The organism is Arthrobacter sp. FW306-2-2C-D06B, from assembly GCF_021789175.1.
Lineage (GTDB): Bacteria > Actinomycetota > Actinomycetes > Actinomycetales > Micrococcaceae > Arthrobacter.
Genome location: NZ_CP084560.1, coordinates 4,327,523 through 4,343,680 on the forward strand (window position 1 = coordinate 4,327,523; position 16,158 = coordinate 4,343,680).

Genomic DNA, 16,158 nt, shown 5'->3' on the forward strand with positions numbered 1-16,158 from the left:
ACATCAAGTGAAGGAGGGTGAGCGAGCGTCCGGGAAAAGGCCCTCAGATGTGAGCGGGCGTCCGGGAAAAACCCGACATAGGTGAGCGGGCGTTTAGGCCTCGGCCTTCCGTTCTTCGATCAGCTTCAGCACCTGCGGGAACAACGGGTGCGACGGCGGCAGGTCAGTTATGCGCTCGACCGCCTCGGCGGCGTCCATCTCGGAGAGCATCCGTGCGAGTTCCACGGCTTCGTCGTCTGCCCCGTCGTCGAAACGCAGGGCAGCGGACATCGCGTCGAGCAAGGCAACGGGAGTGACGCCGCGCTCGGCGAGCTCCGCGGCCGGGCCGATGAACCGTTCGTGCCGGCCCAGCTTGCGGAGCGGCGCACGGCCCACCCGGTTCACGGTGTCCGGGAGGTACGGGTTGGTGAAGCGGGACAGGATCTTCTGCACGTACGCTTCCTGCTCGGCTTCGACGAAACCGTGTTTGGCCACGAGAAGGTGCTTGGTCTCCTCCAACACTGCCCGCACCCGGGCGGCCACAGAGGCGTCGGCCATGGCGTCGGAGATCTTCTCCAGGCCGGCGCCATAGCCGAAGTATGCTGCCGAGGCGTGTCCGGTGTTGACCGTGAACAACTTCCGTTCGATATACGGGCCGAGCTCCTCCACGAAGGTCGCGCCGGGGATCACCGGCGCCTCCCCCGCGAACGGCGTGCGGTCGATGACCCACTCGTAAAAGGTCTCCACAGTGACGTCGAGGCCTTGGCCCGGCGCCTGGTTGGGGACAATCCTGTCGACCGCCGTGTTCGCAAACACCGCAGCGGAGGAAAGGTCACCGGCGGCACCGTCCCACGCGGCTTCCACTTCGGATCGCAGGAGGTCCGTGGCGTTGATCGCGTTCTCACAGGCCATGACCTGGAGCGGAGCCAACGACGGCGAGCGGCCGGCGATGCCTCGAGCGATCACGGGGGCCACGAACTTGAGTATGTGCGGCCCCACCGCCGTGGTGACGAGGTCCGCCGTCGCGATCTCCGCGACGACGGCAGCCTCTTCGGTGCCCGAATTCAGGGCGCGGAACCCGGACACGGTCTTGACCGCCGCGTTTTCGCCGACCTCGTGGACCTCGTAGGAGGGGGTGGAGGCGAGCTGGCTGATCAAGGCATCCGCGACATCGGCGAAGACCACTTCATATCCGGCCTCGTGCAGCAGCAAGCCGACGAATCCCCGCCCGATGTTCCCTGCCCCGAAATGGACTGCCTTCACTATGCGTTGACCTTCCCGAACAGATCCAGCACTTCCTGAACCGACGTGGCCTGCTCAAGTTGGGCCACTTGCGCCTTGTCCGTGAAGATCTTGGCGATGGAGGACAGGATGTGGAGGTGCTCGTTGTTGATGCCGGCGACGCCGACGACGAACTTGACCTGCTTGCCACCCCAGTCGATGCCCTCGGGGTAGCGGACGATCGACACACCGGAGTGCAGGATGTGGTTCTTGGCAGCGTTCGTGCCGTGCGGGATGGCAAGGAAGCTGCCCATGTAGGTGGACACGGATTCCTCGCGCTCATGCATGGCGTGAATGTAGCCCATGTCCACTGAACCCCGGTCCAGCAGGAGCTTGCCCGCTTCGTCGATGGCCGAGTCACGGTCCGTCGCGGAACCATTGAGGATCACGCTTTCGGGGAGCAGGACATCCTTGCCCCCGACGGCGGCGGGCTGGGCAGCGTGGGCACCGGCGGCCGGTTCGGCAACCGCCGTCGAGCCCTCAGCGCCGGGAGCCGCGTTGCTGCTCTTAACCAGTTCCACAATCTCCTCGTACCGGGGACTGTTCATGAAGTTGTCCACGGAGACGTGCACGGCGCTGGAGGTGACCGGCCGGGCGCGTTCTGTCAGGTCCTGGTGCGTGACCACGACGTCGTAGGTGTCGCTGAGGTTGGCAATGGCTGAATTCGTGACCTTGACGTCCGGGAAGCCGGCCGCCTTGATCTTGTTGCGCAATACCGAGGCACCCATGGCGCTGGAACCCATGCCGGCGTCACACGCGAACACGATGTTCTGGATGGGACGGGTCAGGACGGCGGTACCGCCGCCGGCGCCCAGGAGTGCGGAGGAAACGGAACTCTTCTTGCCCTTGAGCTCTTCCATCCTGGACGTCGCCTGGCCCAGCGCGTCCACATCGGTGGTCTTGCTGGTCCGCAGGATCACGGAGGCGATCAGGAAGGACACAGTGGCCGCGAGGAGTACAGACAGGGCCACACCGAAATAGCTGTCCTTCGCTGTTGCGGCAAAGACAGCGATGATGCTGCCCGGGGCTGCCGGCGAACGCAAGCCCGCGCCGGTGACCACCAAGGTGAAGATGCCGGTCATGCCGCCTGCGATCGTGGCGAGGATGAGGATCGGCTTCATGAGAATGTACGGGAAGTAGATCTCGTGGATGCCGCCGACAAACTGGATGAGCGCGGCGCCGGGAGCGGATGCCCGTGCCAGGCCCTTGCCGAAGATCATGTACGCAAGCAGGACGCCTACGCCTGGGCCCGGGTTGGCTTCCAGCAGGAACAGGATGGACTTGCCGTTTTGCAGCGCTTGTTCAGTACCCAGCGGCGTGAGGATGCCGTGGTTGACAGCGTTGTTGAGGAACAGGACCTTGGCGGGTTCGATGAAGATGCTGGTCAGCGGCAGAAGTCCGTTGTGGACCAGGAATTCGACGACGGCGCTCGCGCCGTCACTGAAGGCCTTCACCACCGGGCCGATCACCAGCATGCCGAAGATGGCCAGGGCGGCACCGACGATGCCTGCGGAGAAGTTGTCGATCAGCATCTCGAAGCCCGGCTTGACCCGGCCTTCCCATACCTTGTCAAGCTTCTTCATGATCCAGGCCGTGAGCGGACCCATGAGCATGGCACCGATGAACATCGGAATATCCGTACCCACAATCACACCCATGGTGGCCACAGCTCCCACCACGCCGCCGCGGATGCCATGGACCGCCCGGCCGCCGGTGTAGCCAATCAGGAGCGGCAACAGGTACGTGATCATGGGGCCCACGAGTTTGGCCAGGTCCGCATTGGGCAAGAACCCGGCCGGGATGAACAGGGCGGTGATGATGCCCCATGCAATGAAGGCCCCGATATTGGGCATGATCATGCCCGAAAGGAACGTTCCGAACTTTTGGACACCAACGCGCACGCTGGTGCGCTGTTTCGCAACTGACGCTGTTGCCATTGTGTGAATTCCTAACGTGAGTCCCGCATCAGTGCGGGATCAGTCGATATCTATCGAAGGAGGACAGCTCTAGGAGCTGCTGGAGATCCGGTGAAGCCATTCAAGGAAAAGCTTCAATTCCGAACTGGATAGCTGGTCTGAATGTGAGGCTTGGAGTGCCGCATTCAGCGCGATTGCCGCAACAACAACGGACGACTTGCCGGAGTCGTCTGCTGCGGCGCCACGGGCTGTTTCCGTGGACACGGCGAAAATCATGGAATCCCGGGTCATGGTGGAGAGCTCGAGGTTCCGGTCTTCCAAAGGCTCTGCGATGAGCATGAGCGTGACGCCAACGTTGGCCGCCAGGATGCTCCTCGCTGCCTCGCGCGGGGGTACGTTGATCTGCCCGGCAATGGCCGCCTTGCTCAGCATTTCCTCCAGAAGCGACTCGGCATCAGCTACGATGGCCGGCCTGCTTTCCGGACGGATGTTGCCGAACATCACCAGGTAAAGGTGCGGTTGGGTAAGTCCGAACCGGACGTGGTTGTCCCACATCCGCCGGACGTCCTCCAGGGGTTCCCCAGAGGGTGCGAAGTCCCGCTCTCCCGCCACGTACTCCTCGAAGCCGGCTGAAACGACAGCGTCGAACAGCCCCTCCTTGTCGCCGAAGTGGTGGTAAAGCGTGGGCGCCGTGACGCCGGCGAGTTTGGTGATTTGGCGCGTAGAGACCGGCGACCCGTCCGAATTCGCCAGCAACTCGGCAGCTGCACGGAGCAGCCGAGTTTTGGGCGGAAGCTGGTCATCGAAACTCATAGCCGCTACCCTAGCACCTATAGCAACGCTATATGAAGTGAGTCACAGGAGATTTTTTCGGACCCCGAGGCGCCGCAGCCGGTGGGTCCGATCCGAGAGCAGGAACAGAGGATTTCAGTGCAGAATTTCCAAGGAGTAGGCGTCAGCCCGGGCCGCGTCATTGGCACTATCCGTCAGATGCCCAAACCAGTCAGCGAACCGCCGTCGGGCGAGCAGCTCGCCGCATCGACCACTGCGGAAGACGCCGTCGCTGGCCTGAAAGCGGCGGCCCAGTCGGTCCACGACGAACTCAAAGCACGCGCGGACAAAGCCAGCGGAGACGGTAAGGCAGTGCTGGAAGCCACCGCGCTCATGGCCAAGGACACCATGCTCCTGAAGTCGGCCACCAAGCTCATCAACAACAACGGCAGCTCGGCCGAACGCGCCATCTGGGAAGCCGGCGCCTCCGTGTCCGAAATGCTCCACAACCTGGGTGGGTACATGGCCGAGCGCGCCACCGACGTCCTGGACGTCCGCGCGCGGATCGTCGCCGAACTTCGCGGAGTCCCCGCCCCGGGGATCCCGGCGTCGGACACGCCGTTCATCCTGGTGGCCGAAGACCTCGCACCCGCCGACACCGCAACGCTGGATCCCGCGATCGTGACAGCACTGGTCACCTCGGGCGGCGGACCGCAGTCCCATACGGCGATCATCGCGCGCTCGCTCGGCCTGCCCGCCGTCGTCGCGGCCCGCGGAGTGGACGAAATTCCTGACGGCGCCGAAGTCTTTGTGGACGGCGCGGCCGGCTCACTCTCCCTCGAACCCACCGAAGAGCAGCGCGCGGCCGCCATCGCGTGGGTCGAGAATGCGGCCACTCTGGCGGTTTTCGACGGAAACGGCACGACGGCGGACGGCCACTTGGTGCCCCTCCTCGCCAACGTCGGCGGGGCCAAGGACGCTGCCGCTGCCGCAGCGCTGGGCGCCCAGGGCGTGGGCCTTTTCCGCACCGAATTCTGCTTCCTGGAACGCGACACCGAACCGACCGTGCTGGAACAGGCCGCCGCGTACAGGGGCGTGTTCGACGCGTTCCCGGGCAAGAAAGTGGTGCTCCGGACCCTCGACGCGGGCGCCGACAAGCCCCTTCCCTTCCTCACCGACGCCACCGAACCCAACCCGGCCCTGGGTGTGCGCGGCTACCGCACCGATTTCACCACGCCCGGTGTTTTGGACCGCCAGCTCGAGGCCATCGCCATCGCTGCCGACGAATCAGAAGCCGAGGTGTGGGTCATGGCACCCATGATCTCGACCGCGGCCGAGGCTGCCCACTTCGCGTCAATGTGCGATGCCGCGGGAATCAAGACGCCCGGCGTGATGGTGGAAGTTCCCTCGGCGGCATTGACCTCGGCGTCGGTCCTGCGCCACGTGGGCTTCGCGTCCCTCGGCACCAACGACCTCACGCAGTACGCCATGGCCGCCGACCGGCAACTCGGTCCCCTTGCCGAACTCAACACCCCGTGGCAACCCGCTGTCCTGCGCCTCGTGCAGCTGACCGTCGCGGGCTCAGCGGAAGAGGGCAACGGCAAACCCGTTGGCGTCTGCGGTGAGGCAGCCGCGGACCCGGCCCTCGCCGTCGTGCTCGTTGGCCTGGGCGTATCCACATTGTCCATGACCGCCCGCTCGCTGGCCGCCGTCGGAACCGTGCTCAAAACGGTGACGTTGGAACAGGCGCAAGAGCTGGCCCGGCTGGCGCTCAGCGCACCCGATGCGCTCGACGCAAAGGCCTGGGTCCGCGCGAAACTGCCGATCCTCGAGGAACTCGGGCTCTGAGCCCAGCCGTACTTGTCCTAGCTGAACACAAGGAGCAACCATGCCCGAACGCACCGCCACCATCGCCAGCCGCTCCGGATTGCACGCCCGCCCGGCTGCGATTTTTGCCGAAGCTGCCGGTGAATCCCCGATTGAAGTGACTATCGCAATGGCCGGTTCGCCTGCCGACGACGCGCTCGACGCCGCCAGTATCCTTTCGCTCATGACGCTCGGCGCCGCGAAAGGCGATGTCGTCGTGCTTCGCGCGGAAGGCGACGGCGCCGACGCTGCCCTCGATTCCCTGGTGACACTGCTGGAAACGGACCTCGACGCGGAGTAGGAGTCTCCCGCCCGACGCCCGCCCACAAACAACGGGCTCCAGCCCAACGCCCAACCGGAGGGTTCCGTCGATTGGGCTCATATCCGAGCGAGCGTTGGGGAATTTGGCGACATACGTGAGCGAGCGTTCGGGAATTTGGCCACATAGGTGAGCGGGCGTCCCGGGGCGCCCCTTAGGCGAAGGCGGAGATGCCCGTGATCGAACGTCCGATGATCAACGCTTGGACGGTCTCCGTGCCTTCATAGGTATGGATGCCCTCGATATCTGCGAAGTGCCGGGCCACGCGGTTGGCCAACAAGATCCCGTTGCCACCGAGCAGGTCACGGGCGTTCGAGGCGATGCCGCGGGCAGTGCGGGTGCAGGTGAATTTGGCGAGCGCCGCCTGCGCGGGAGTCAGCACCCCCTCTTCGTCCAGCCTGGTCATCTGCATGACCATGAGCTGCATGGTGGCGAGCTCGGACTGCATGCGGGCAAGACGCTCCTGCACAATCTGCGAGGCAGCCAGCGGGCGCCCGAACTGCCGGCGTTGGGCAGCGTACTGCACAGCGGTTTCGTAGCAGGCAGTGGCATGCCCGACGGCGGACCAGGCCACTCCCAGCCTGGTCGCCAAGAGCACCCGGGCCGTGTCTTTGAAAGTCCGGGCACCCGGGAGCACGTTTTCCGCCGGGACGAAGACATTTTCGAGGCGGATGTGTGCCTGCCAAATGGCCCGGAGTGAGAGCTTGCCTTCGATGGTCGTGGCGGAGTATCCGGCGGAATCCTGTGGGACAAGGTATCCGTGAACTTGCCCGTCGTCGCCACGGGCCCAGACAACCGTCAGCCCGCCGATCGAGCCGTTGCCGATCCATTTCTTTTCACCGTTGAGCGCATAACCGCCCTCGACGGAGGTCGCTGTCGTCTCGAGTCCCACAGAGTCGGAGCCGTGCGCTGGCTCGGTCAAGGCGAAGGCACCGTATTCCTCGGCCCGGGCAAGTGATGGAAGCCAACGGGCCTGCTGCTCGCGGGAACCGCATTCGGCCACGGACCGCAGCGCCAATCCGCCCTGGACCGCGACAACCGTGCCGATGGAGCCGTCCCCGCGGCTCAGTTCCATGGTGACCAGTCCGGCGGCGGTTTTGCTCATGGCCGGGAACCCGTCGATGTTGATTCCATCGCGCAGCAGATCAAGTTCACCCAAGCGCTTCACCAAGTGCAGCGGGTACTCCGCGCGCTCCCAGTACCCCGTGATGACCGGGAGCACTTCGTCCCGGACAAAGGTCCGCGCGCGGTCCCAGTACGCGCGGTCTTCGCGGCTGATGTCCTTGAAAACGGAGGCCGGATCCGGGTCCAGGGATTCGTTCAGAACGTACTCGGGCTCCATAGTCCCGGCCGGGAAGGCTGCGCCGTCCGGAAAAACGGCATCCAGTTCCTCGGAAGTGCTATCGGACGTCGTCGTCATGGGGAAATCCTCGCTCTGGGGTTGCGATCTACAACTCCCAGTTTGCGCTGACACTCAGTTTCATGTCAAGGAACTCAATGTCACTAAGGATTCTGCGGGACCAAGAGCTATGCCAAGGCGTTCCGGACCGCTTGAATGATCTCTTCCGTGCCCGCCGCCCGATCCAGGACGGCAACCACGACGGCGGGGCGGCTGCTTTCCGCGGACGGCCCACCGGCCACCTCGCTACCCGCCGGCCCGGCCAAAACACGGGCAAAGGTATCCGCCAACGCGCCCAATTCACGGCTAAGCTGGGCGGCCAACTCATGGGCTTCAGCTTCCTGCGCCTCGCGCCCGCCGTGTTCAACACCCTCGACGCGTTCGCCAGCAGCAACAGACCGCAGCCATCGGCGCAGGACGCTGTTGTGCACGGCGACTATCGATGCGGCGAAGGCCACGGCCGTAACCTCCGTGCCCTCACCCTCGGGCAGAGCAGAAAGGAGATGATTCCTAAATGCGCGCTGATAACGATGCGTCATGACCAGTTCACGATCGCGAAGGGCTGGCACTTGATGCAGAAGTTCGTAGCGGGCAACGGAGGTCTTCCGGTTGCCCATGTGGTGGCCAAAGACCAAGAGCGCGGCATCCACGACGGCGTGCAACGGATCCGCCGTCGTTCCCGCAAGGAAGTCCTGGACCTGCGCCAGAATACGGTCGTGATCGGCGAAAACGATGTCCTCTTTGGATCCGAACTTGCGGAAAAACGTGCTTCGGCTGATCCCGGCAGCGTCGGCGAGGTCGTCCACGGAGGTCGCGTCGTAGCCTTGCCGCACCAGTAGCTCGATTGCCGCGGCCACGGCAGGGCCTGGATCCGGAGTGGCGGGGTAGTTGACCATAGGCGTGAATCTAACACGGCGGCGTCAGCGCGCAGCCTCGAGCGCGGCTAGGCTTCTGCCATGGCATTGATAGCTCCCCGCGTGACCCCTGGCTTGGCCGCGGACGACGCCCGGAACCTGGCGCGCTCACTCCAGGACAGCAACGACATCACCGTCTTCGTGGACGGCACGGTCCACCGGCTGCCGGATGAGGCGAGGGACGCCGTCGTCGACCTCCTCGGCAGGCTGGGCCGGGGCGACGCGGTGACCGTGAGCAGCGTGGAGGAAATGCTCACGACGTCCCGAGCGGCCGAGCTCGCGGGAATCTCGCACACCTACCTGCGGAACATGACCGACCGTGGCGAAATCCCGGTGGAATACCGCGGGACACACCGCCGCATCAGGCTCGCTGACATCATGGCATGGCGGGAAAACCAGAAGAAGACGTCCGCGATCAACGAGGAAACCACCGGCGAGTAGCCGCAGGCTACGCGAGGGCCGCCCTGAGCGCCGCGTGGACCCAATCCCGGTAGCGCTCCAGTCCCCAGGCGAAATCCAACACGAGTGACCGGTAGGTGTCCGGGTGACCCACCGACCAGATCACGGCAGCAGCTTGCTCGTCGCTCATGCCGGAAGTCAGTGCCCCGCGCCGCCTGAGCGCAGCCGCTGCTTCCGCATAGTTCCGCAGCCGGATTTCGGCCCGGTCCCGCTCCACTTTTGCCGCTTCGGCGTCGACGGCGGAGGCCTGCCTCATGACGCTGAACAATTGGCTGCTTCGCGGATGTACCTCGGCGAACCAGTCTGCCAACAACGCCAGGACCGCCACGGCGTCGGCGGCTGCGGCAGTCCGCTCGCGCATCGTCTCCGGGACCGAGCGGGGAGCATCCGGGCCCGCGGCGGTCGCGTCAACCACGGCCGAGAGCAGCGCAGCCTTGTTACCCACGGAGTTGTAGATGGTCTGGATAGCCACGCCTGCTTGCTCCGCAACGGCCCCGATGGTCGTGGCCACGTATCCCCTGCTCAGAAACAGCTGCCGAGCGGCCTCCACCACGGCGGCCTTGGTTGCGACAGCTTGAGCTAGCCGCCTGTCATTGTGCCGGATTTCCACGCAAAAAGAATAGCATTCTAGTGACTGGAATGCTATTCTAATGACCTCGAACACCTCAGGAGGCTTCGCGATGGACAGCAATGAGCCAGTGGACACCGTAGTTGTTGGCGCCGGGCAAGCAGGGCTCGCCACCGGATTCCACCTCAAGAAGCACCGGCAAGACTTCCTCATCCTGGACTCGCAGGCCCGCGTGGGCGACGTGTGGCGGAACCGGTGGGATTCCTTGCGGCTCTTCACCCCGGCGCAGCATGATTCCCTTCCCGGCATGCCGTTTCCGGCCGCCCGAGGCAGCTTTCCCGGCAAAGACGCCATGGCCGAGTACCTCGAGGACTACGCCAGCCGCTGGGAACTCCCGGTGCGTCACGGTGCCCACGTCGTCGGGATCGAACGGGAGGACGGCCGGTTCCGAGTGCAGTCGAGCTCCGGGTCGATCCTGGCCAAGAACGTTGTTGTTGCCACCGGTCCGAACGCACAGCCGAGGATTCCGGCGTTCGCAGAGGAGCTGGATCCCGGCATCCACCAACTTCATGGAGCCGAATACACCAACCCGGACTCGGTTCCGCCCGGAGATGTCCTGGTGGTCGGCTCCGGCACCTCCGGCGTCGAAATCGCCCTGGAGCTCGCACCTACCCACCGCACCTACATTGCCGGAACCCCTCCGTTCCACATTCCGGGCCCGGTGACGCGATACGCCGGCGGGGCTTGGTGGCTCTTCATCCACAAGGTGCTGAACAGGTCCACCCCTATCGGCCGCAAAGTCGCGGTCGGGTTCACCAAGCACGGCGCGCCGCTGATCCGGGCCTCCACCCGAGAGCTCGACGCCGCGGGAGTCACCCGCTTGCCACGCGTGACGGGCACGCGCGAGGGAAAACCCCGGACCGATCAGGGCCACGCGATCCCGGTGTCCACAGTGATCTGGGCTACCGGCTACCAACCGGACTTTGGTTGGATCCAAGGACTTCCCACGGATGGGGACGGCTGGCCGCTCACGTGCCGGGGCGCCGTGGAACAACTCCCCGGACTGTTCTTTGTGGGCATGCCCTTCCAATACGGGTTGACCTCTGGCCTCGTGGGCGGGGTCGGCCGCGACGCCGAACACGTTGCCGGACTCATCGCCGGGCAGGCCGGGCAAAAACGGGTCACTGCGCCCGTTATTCAAATGTGACTTTGCATTCCGGCTGTTGTAACGTCGAGGGGCGACCCAGTCCCCAACCGGGCCGCTTCCGGGTTGACGCCGAGCTCTGCCGCAACCCGGAATCCGCCAGACCCGCGGCAGAGACGGGGGACCCAGAGTCTCCGGGCCCAATTCGGGCCCTTGGGGTGAAGCCGCCATGCGCGGCCGGACGGCCTCGTCCGAACCCGACAGCTAACCTCGAAGGCGTTGAGAGGCAGTCACCATGTCCCCAACCATGGATCAGCCTCGCCGTGCCCAAGTGGCGGGCGAGAGCACCAAAGCAACCGGACGCCGTCGGGCCAAAGACAGCGAACCGTTCATCGCTGCACCGGCTTCTGAACCTTTGAGTTCGACGGCGGCACCCACCCCCGCGGCACCCACCCCCGCGGCAACCCCGACGACGGCGGCACCCACCACGCGCGCGGCCGCCCGCGCGGCCGAACGGAGGCGAGCTTCCCAAGCCAGCGAAACCGCAGCCATACCGACGGTGGCTGTCCCAGCAGTGGCCCCCTCGTCGTCAGAACCCGCCACCGCAGCCATTCCAACGGTGTCTGCTGCGACCCTGGCTCGCGCCACAGCTGAGTCGGCCAAAGCCGAGAACGCAGCCGCGACGGTACTTCCCGCGGCGCCCCGTCCCGGCGTCGGTCCGGCGTCGTTCACCGGTTCGTCCTTCAGCCGCGAACCACACGCCGTCCTCAAGAAGGCCGCCGCCGTCCGGACCATGAGCAACCGAATGGCAGTGGTGACAGGCGCGTTAGGCATCTTGTTGGCCGCTGGCTCCCTTGGCCAAGCCCTCGAGTTGCCCTTCTTCGGCCAGCAATCCCGCGCCCAGGACGCCGCCAGCGCAGATAGCCAAGGCTCCACCCAATCCGGCGCTCCGTCCGCGCCGGCAAGCACGTCCCCCAGCGCTGCGGCATCACCTTCAGCAGCTACGCCAAGTGCCAAGTCCGGCCAGACCGCCGCGGACCCGGCGCAACATTCGCCGCAAGGACCCGCCGCCGTCGAACCGTCGAGTGTCCCGGCGCCGTCGATCTCCGTCCAGGTCCCTGCCGTCCCGTCAGCACTGCCCCCAAGCCTCACCCCGGTGCCTGTTCCTTCAACGCCGGTTCCGGCCCAGCCTGCACCGGCTCCCAGCCCGGTTCCAACAGGGCCAACTACCCCCACGCCGACTCCACCCCAGACCGGCACGCCCTCCCCTGCGCCCACAGGTTCTTGGAAGCCGCGGACCCCGGCCAGTCCTACTCCCACGCCACAGCCCACGCAGCCAGGCGTTGATCTTGGGTCGATTTTGGACGCAGCAACCAAGGCCCTGCAATGAGGATGGGACAGCATCGAACATTCGCCGTCGAATGGCACGGGCGGTGCTGCCGACACACTCGGACGCAGATGATTCAGTACCGGCCGGACCGCTGGCGCTGCAGCCTTCAGTTGAGGCAATTCAACAAGTAGGCCAGCGCGCCTCCGCTACCAGCGGCTTCCGCTACCAGTGCTTCAAATCCGCGGGCGGCCCGCCCACCGGCGCGCTTTGAGCGTTGCGTGGAGTTCGAGGCGGATAGCGCCATTCAACGGATCAGCACCGATAAGCTGGCGGACCCTTGCCAGCCGGTTGTAGATGCTGCTCCGGTGCAAATGCAGCTTCGTGGCCACGTCCTGGACCGAACCGTCGCTGTCGTAAAGCAGTTCGAGCACGGGCAGCAGCTCGCCATTGCGGTCCGCGTCCTCGATCTCCTGAAATTGCGCCGAGCCCGAATCATCCCAGCCCCCGGGCGCCTGCAGCCGTTCGAACAATTGGTAGATCCCGGCCGAGCGGCTGTCCACGAGCTCGCCCAGTGGAGGATCGACGGCGGCAGCCTGGGCCGCGAGCTTCGATTGCCGGTACGCCCGGCCCAGCTGGCGGATGACCGAAAACGGCTCGCTGATGCCGAGAATGACCCGGTCCACCTTCCGGCCGGCGCGCTTGGCGAGTTCCAGCTGGTAGTGAACCAAGACCTGGGCATGCTCCGCCCGTCCGCCGGTTTCGCGGAACAACAAGACCGAGTGCGTCTCCGTGCCGGCGCTGAAAAGCACGGAATCGACACCGATAGTGGCCTGAAGCGCGGCGGAACGGTGCGTCAGGGTCGCCGCGATCGGATCCGAGACTCCGCCACTGTCCTCCGCGTCGAGCACGGTAACCAGCTGCCACGGTCCCCGGCCTTGGATCTCCTTCCATCCCGCCACGGCCGCCACCGCATTGGACTCACCCTGGCATGCAGCCAGGAATTCCTGCTCACGGCGGCGCCGGAACTCCGACTCGGCCGTATTGGAATCGAGCAGCAACCCCGCGAGGAGGTCCAACTCGTCCCGGACGCCCGGCAGCTCGGCGAGTATCGCCGTCGCGGTCTGCTCGTCAAGGTCCTGCTGGACCCAGAGGTATCCGACGCGGAATCCGCGCACCAGAAGCGGAACGCAGACACGCCCCACCATCCCGAGTTCCTCATTGGCGGGCACGACGACGGGACGCACCGCGGTAGCGATACCGTGCGAGAGCTGCCACGCACTGACGTCCACGGGAACCCGCTTGCTCAGGAGAAAATTCACGCGCACGCGGTCCGCGTGGGACTGGTTGGAACTGTAGGCGAGCAGTACGCCGTCGAGGTCTTCCAGGGAGAGGCCGCGGCCCAACTTGAGTGCGACGTCCTCGACGATTTTCTCCACGTCTTGCTGCATGGAGAAAACACTACTTTGCCCCACGAACATCAGGCGACACCTGACGCTCTCAATATCGACAAATGTCGAGTCGCGAGCGGCAAAAACCCCGGAATTCCGGGAATGTCAGCGACGGCGGCGATCGCCTTTCCTGTCGCCTGGCTCACAGCGGATTTATTCTGGAATCACAGTCCCCCGCAGAGAAAAAGGCCGTTGAAGCCTTTCGAAGATGGAGCCCAAAATGATCATCGGTGTCCCCAAAGAGATCAAGAACAACGAATTCCGCGTTGCCATCACGGCCGCGGGCGTTCACGAGTTCCGCACCCACGGCCACACCGTGCTGGTGGAACGCGGCGCAGGCCTGGGCTCCGGCATCACGGACGAGGAATACGCGGTTGCCGGTGCGGAGATCGTGGTTGAGGCCGACGACGTCTGGGCCCGCGCCGACATGGTCATGAAGGTCAAGGAACCCATCAGCGCCGAGTACCACCGCTTCCGCAAGGGCCTCATCCTCTTCACCTACCTGCACCTGGCCGCCGAGCCCGAGCTGACCCAGGAACTCATCAACTCCGGCGTCACCGCCATCGCCTACGAGACCGTCCAGGACGGCCGTGCCCTGCCCCTGCTGGCACCGATGTCCGAGGTCGCCGGCCGCCTGTCGGTTGTCGTCGGCGCTTCCTCCCTCATGGCTCCGGCCGGCGGCAAGGGCGTGCTGCTGGGCGGCGTCCCGGGTGTCCGCCCGGCCAAGGTCGTTGTCCTCGGCGCCGGTGTTGCCGGTACCAACGCCGCCGCCATGGCCCTCGGCCTGGGAGCCGATGTCACCATCATGGACATCAATATCAACCGCCTCCGCGAACTGGATGCCCTCTACCAGGGCCGCCTGAAGACCGTCGCGTCCAACGCGTACGAGATCGAGAAGTCCGTAGTCGACGCCGACCTCGTCATCGGTTCCGTGCTGATCCCGGGCGCCAAGGCCCCCAAGCTTGTCACCAACGAGCTCGTCTCCCGCATGAAGCCCGGCTCCGTGCTGGTGGACATCGCCGTGGACCAGGGCGGCTGCTTCGAGGACACGCACCCCACCACGCACCAGGAACCCACGTACAAGGTCCACAACACGATCTTCTACTGCGTCGCCAACATGCCGGGCGCCGTTCCGAATACCTCCACGTACGCGCTGACCAACGTCACCCTGCGCTACGCGGTGTCACTGGCCAACCTGGGGGTCAAGGCCGCATTCGACCGCGACCCCGCCCTGGCAGCCGGCCTCAACATCGCGGCAGGCAAGGTCACGCACCGCTCGGTCTCCGAGGCGCACAACCTGCCCCTCGTCGCCGACTGGCACAACCTGGTTTCGGCCTAGTTTCTCCATCGACTGCTCCGTAACTGTCGTTTTGAGCCTTCAGAACGACAGTTACGGAGCAATCGATCACCGGTTACGGTTTGACCGGGTTTCCCGGGAGGATCTCGGAGGGAACGGGCTGAGGCAAGGGAAGCGTGGGCGTTGGGACCGCCGGCGTCGGGATCGTGATAGGTCCCGGGCGGCCCTTGGCGATGTCCTGCAATTCTTTACGCGCATCCGGCTCTGACCCGGGGGTAGTGCTGGGCGTGGCATGCTGCGACGGACGTGTGTTCTTGTTTTGGGCGCCGGGGCTGGAGGACTCCGGCGAAGGCGACGCGGGATTGCCCGTCCCCTGGGTGGGCATCGGAACTAGCTCCGGGTGCGTTCCCTGCTGTTGCGGAGCGTTGCCGCCAGACCCAGGGGTGAGCTGGGAGACGACCGACCCCACTACGGCGCCCAAGTGTTCAATCGTTCCCGGAATGCCGCCCTCGGACGCAGCCGCTGCGGTAGCTCCGGCGGCAAGGGAAGCCGCAACGGCAACAGCGGCGAAGGTCAAACGGGCCTTTTTGCGGCGACGGGCGGCCAATTCGTCGATAGGTGCAGCCGCGGCGGCGGAAGCCGCCTCAAAAGGCGCAACAGCCTCAGCCGCCTCAACAGCTTCAACCGGCGCGGTCGCGACGCGGGCAGATACCATCAAGGCTTGCACAGCCGCCGAGGGCTGTGGCCGGGTGCTCGCAAGGGCGCGGAGTTCCAGCAGCTCGGTCCGGATCTCGTATGCTTCGTCGAGCCCGGCTTCAGCAAGCAGGCGGTCAACGCCTTGCTCGCCGCAGGATGCGGATTTTTCGCTCATGATGTGCCATTCCTTAGTAGTGCACGTTCTCTCAGTGCACTCAATGCCCTGCGCTGCAACTGCTTCACGGCTCCTTGGGATTTGCCCATGATGTCCGCTGTTTCTTCCAACGACAGGTCCGCCACGACCCGTAGTGCCAGGACCTCCCGATAGTCGGGGTTAAGGTCGGCCAGTAGCTCGGTTACGCCCAGGCCTTCCCCATGCCCGAATGCCTGGTCCTCGGCGGAAGGCGCGCGCCGCGAATCCAGATCGGATTCGTAGGGCGCGGAATCAGGGGTGCGTTCCCGCTTGCGATAGTGATCCACCATTCGCGCATGCGCTATGGAGAAGAGCAGGGTCTTGGCCCCCTGGAGACCTCCGTGGAGGGAATCCAGTTTGGGATAAAGCGCCAGGAACACGTCCTGGGTAACCGCCTCCGGATCGTCTACGCCGCGGGCGCGTAGGTATCCAAACACCGGTCCGGAAAACTCGTTGTAGGCAGCTGTGAAGAGCAGTGCGGGATCTTCCTCGTCCGCCTGCAAATATTCATCAGCCAAAGGGTCAAGCACCCGCGACCCCTCCATCCCACGCAGCGCGGTCATCGTCCCTGGCCTGGG

The 16,158-nt window shown here is 65.2% G+C and carries 15 protein-coding genes and 1 riboswitch; of the genes, 5 read left to right on the top strand and 10 right to left on the bottom strand.

Annotated features, from left to right (window positions below; all coding sequences use genetic code 11):
* Positions 1 to 93: 93 nt before the first annotated feature.
* From LFT47_RS20190 to LFT47_RS20200, 3 genes are all read right to left on the bottom strand, one after another.
* Positions 94 to 1,242 carry a mannitol-1-phosphate 5-dehydrogenase gene (locus LFT47_RS20190; RefSeq protein ID WP_236813531.1) on the bottom strand — a complete coding sequence of 383 codons (1,149 nt, stop codon included), beginning with the start codon at positions 1,240 to 1,242 and terminating at the stop codon, positions 94 to 96.
* The gene (locus LFT47_RS20195; protein ID WP_236813533.1) at positions 1,242 to 3,197 is read right to left on the bottom strand and encodes a PTS mannitol transporter subunit IICBA; all 1,956 of its coding nucleotides are present in this window, start codon (positions 3,195 to 3,197) and stop codon (positions 1,242 to 1,244) included. The genes LFT47_RS20190 and LFT47_RS20195 overlap by 1 nt, the downstream gene beginning before the upstream one ends.
* A 69-nt stretch (positions 3,198 to 3,266) precedes the next feature.
* Positions 3,267 to 3,989, bottom strand: coding sequence for a TetR/AcrR family transcriptional regulator (locus LFT47_RS20200; RefSeq protein WP_236813535.1), 723 nt, complete (start codon positions 3,987 to 3,989; stop codon positions 3,267 to 3,269).
* A gap of 117 nt (positions 3,990 to 4,106) precedes the next feature.
* Between LFT47_RS20200 and ptsP the strand changes: the two genes are divergently transcribed.
* The gene (ptsP, locus tag LFT47_RS20205) at positions 4,107 to 5,795 is read left to right on the top strand and encodes a phosphoenolpyruvate--protein phosphotransferase (RefSeq protein ID WP_236813537.1); all 1,689 of its coding nucleotides are present in this window, start codon (positions 4,107 to 4,109) and stop codon (positions 5,793 to 5,795) included.
* A gap of 40 nt (positions 5,796 to 5,835) precedes the next feature.
* On the top strand, positions 5,836 to 6,114 hold the full coding sequence (locus tag LFT47_RS20210; protein ID WP_236813538.1) for an HPr family phosphocarrier protein: 279 nt from the start codon (positions 5,836 to 5,838) through the stop codon (positions 6,112 to 6,114).
* A 172-nt stretch (positions 6,115 to 6,286) separates the two neighbouring features.
* Here the strand turns inward: LFT47_RS20210 and LFT47_RS20215 are convergent, their stop codons facing one another.
* Together LFT47_RS20215 and LFT47_RS20220 are read right to left on the bottom strand one after the other, a co-directional pair.
* On the bottom strand, positions 6,287 to 7,552 hold the full coding sequence (locus tag LFT47_RS20215; RefSeq protein WP_236813540.1) for an acyl-CoA dehydrogenase family protein: 1,266 nt from the start codon (positions 7,550 to 7,552) through the stop codon (positions 6,287 to 6,289).
* 107 nt (positions 7,553 to 7,659) lie between these two features.
* On the bottom strand, positions 7,660 to 8,427 hold the full coding sequence (locus LFT47_RS20220; RefSeq protein WP_236813542.1) for a TetR/AcrR family transcriptional regulator: 768 nt from the start codon (positions 8,425 to 8,427) through the stop codon (positions 7,660 to 7,662).
* A gap of 60 nt (positions 8,428 to 8,487) precedes the next feature.
* On the opposite strand from LFT47_RS20220, the gene LFT47_RS20225 reads away from it, so the two are divergent.
* Positions 8,488 to 8,886 carry a helix-turn-helix domain-containing protein gene (locus LFT47_RS20225; RefSeq protein WP_236813544.1) on the top strand — a complete coding sequence of 133 codons (399 nt, stop codon included), beginning with the start codon at positions 8,488 to 8,490 and terminating at the stop codon, positions 8,884 to 8,886.
* 7 nt (positions 8,887 to 8,893) lie between these two features.
* Here the strand turns inward: LFT47_RS20225 and LFT47_RS20230 are convergent, their stop codons facing one another.
* Positions 8,894 to 9,514 (bottom strand): TetR/AcrR family transcriptional regulator, encoded by a 621-nt coding sequence (locus LFT47_RS20230; protein ID WP_236813546.1) that lies wholly within the window; start codon positions 9,512 to 9,514, stop codon positions 8,894 to 8,896.
* Between the two features lie 40 nt (positions 9,515 to 9,554).
* On the opposite strand from LFT47_RS20230, the gene LFT47_RS20235 reads away from it, so the two are divergent.
* Complete coding sequence (locus LFT47_RS20235; RefSeq protein ID WP_236813548.1) at positions 9,555 to 10,679, top strand: flavin-containing monooxygenase; 1,125 nt, start codon at positions 9,555 to 9,557, stop codon at positions 10,677 to 10,679.
* 84 nt (positions 10,680 to 10,763) lie between these two features.
* A riboswitch (cyclic di-AMP (ydaO/yuaA leader) is annotated at positions 10,764 to 10,907 on the top strand.
* A gap of 21 nt (positions 10,908 to 10,928) precedes the next feature.
* Here LFT47_RS20235 and LFT47_RS20240 read toward each other — a convergent pair.
* Positions 10,929 to 11,936 (bottom strand): hypothetical protein, encoded by a 1,008-nt coding sequence (locus LFT47_RS20240; protein ID WP_236813550.1) that lies wholly within the window; start codon positions 11,934 to 11,936, stop codon positions 10,929 to 10,931.
* Between the two features lie 243 nt (positions 11,937 to 12,179).
* Positions 12,180 to 13,394 carry a PucR family transcriptional regulator gene (locus LFT47_RS20245; RefSeq protein ID WP_236813552.1) on the bottom strand — a complete coding sequence of 405 codons (1,215 nt, stop codon included), beginning with the start codon at positions 13,392 to 13,394 and terminating at the stop codon, positions 12,180 to 12,182.
* 220 nt (positions 13,395 to 13,614) lie between these two features.
* Here LFT47_RS20245 and ald point away from each other — a divergent pair, with 220 nt between their 5' ends.
* Complete coding sequence (ald, locus tag LFT47_RS20250; RefSeq protein WP_236813554.1) at positions 13,615 to 14,733, top strand: alanine dehydrogenase; 1,119 nt, start codon at positions 13,615 to 13,617, stop codon at positions 14,731 to 14,733.
* A 73-nt stretch (positions 14,734 to 14,806) separates the two neighbouring features.
* Here ald and LFT47_RS20255 read toward each other — a convergent pair whose 3' ends face one another.
* Both LFT47_RS20255 and LFT47_RS20260 read right to left on the bottom strand, forming a co-directional pair.
* The gene (locus tag LFT47_RS20255) at positions 14,807 to 15,562 is read right to left on the bottom strand and encodes a hypothetical protein (RefSeq protein WP_236813556.1); all 756 of its coding nucleotides are present in this window, start codon (positions 15,560 to 15,562) and stop codon (positions 14,807 to 14,809) included.
* On the bottom strand, positions 15,559 to 16,110 hold the full coding sequence (locus LFT47_RS20260) for an RNA polymerase sigma factor (protein ID WP_236818729.1): 552 nt from the start codon (positions 16,108 to 16,110) through the stop codon (positions 15,559 to 15,561). The genes LFT47_RS20255 and LFT47_RS20260 overlap by 4 nt, the downstream gene beginning before the upstream one ends.
* Positions 16,111 to 16,158 lie beyond the last annotated feature (48 nt).

What these genes read in the sequence shown, in the direction of transcription:
- LFT47_RS20195 (WP_236813533.1), bottom strand. Translation starts at nt 3,197, where the DNA reads ATGGCAACAGCGTCAGTTGCGAAACAGCGCACCAGCGTGCGCGTTGGT.
- LFT47_RS20200 (WP_236813535.1), bottom strand. Translation starts at nt 3,989, where the DNA reads ATGAGTTTCGATGACCAGCTTCCGCCCAAAACTCGGCTGCTCCGTGCA.
- LFT47_RS20210 (WP_236813538.1), top strand. Translation starts at nt 5,836, where the DNA reads ATGCCCGAACGCACCGCCACCATCGCCAGCCGCTCCGGATTGCACGCC.
- LFT47_RS20215 (WP_236813540.1), bottom strand. Translation starts at nt 7,552, where the DNA reads ATGACGACGACGTCCGATAGCACTTCCGAGGAACTGGATGCCGTTTTT.
- LFT47_RS20220 (WP_236813542.1), bottom strand. Translation starts at nt 8,427, where the DNA reads ATGGTCAACTACCCCGCCACTCCGGATCCAGGCCCTGCCGTGGCCGCG.
- LFT47_RS20225 (WP_236813544.1), top strand. Translation starts at nt 8,488, where the DNA reads ATGGCATTGATAGCTCCCCGCGTGACCCCTGGCTTGGCCGCGGACGAC.
- LFT47_RS20235 (WP_236813548.1), top strand. Translation starts at nt 9,555, where the DNA reads ATGACCTCGAACACCTCAGGAGGCTTCGCGATGGACAGCAATGAGCCA.
- LFT47_RS20245 (WP_236813552.1), bottom strand. Translation starts at nt 13,394, where the DNA reads ATGCAGCAAGACGTGGAGAAAATCGTCGAGGACGTCGCACTCAAGTTG.
- ald (WP_236813554.1), top strand. Translation starts at nt 13,615, where the DNA reads ATGATCATCGGTGTCCCCAAAGAGATCAAGAACAACGAATTCCGCGTT.
- LFT47_RS20255 (WP_236813556.1), bottom strand. Translation starts at nt 15,562, where the DNA reads ATGAGCGAAAAATCCGCATCCTGCGGCGAGCAAGGCGTTGACCGCCTG.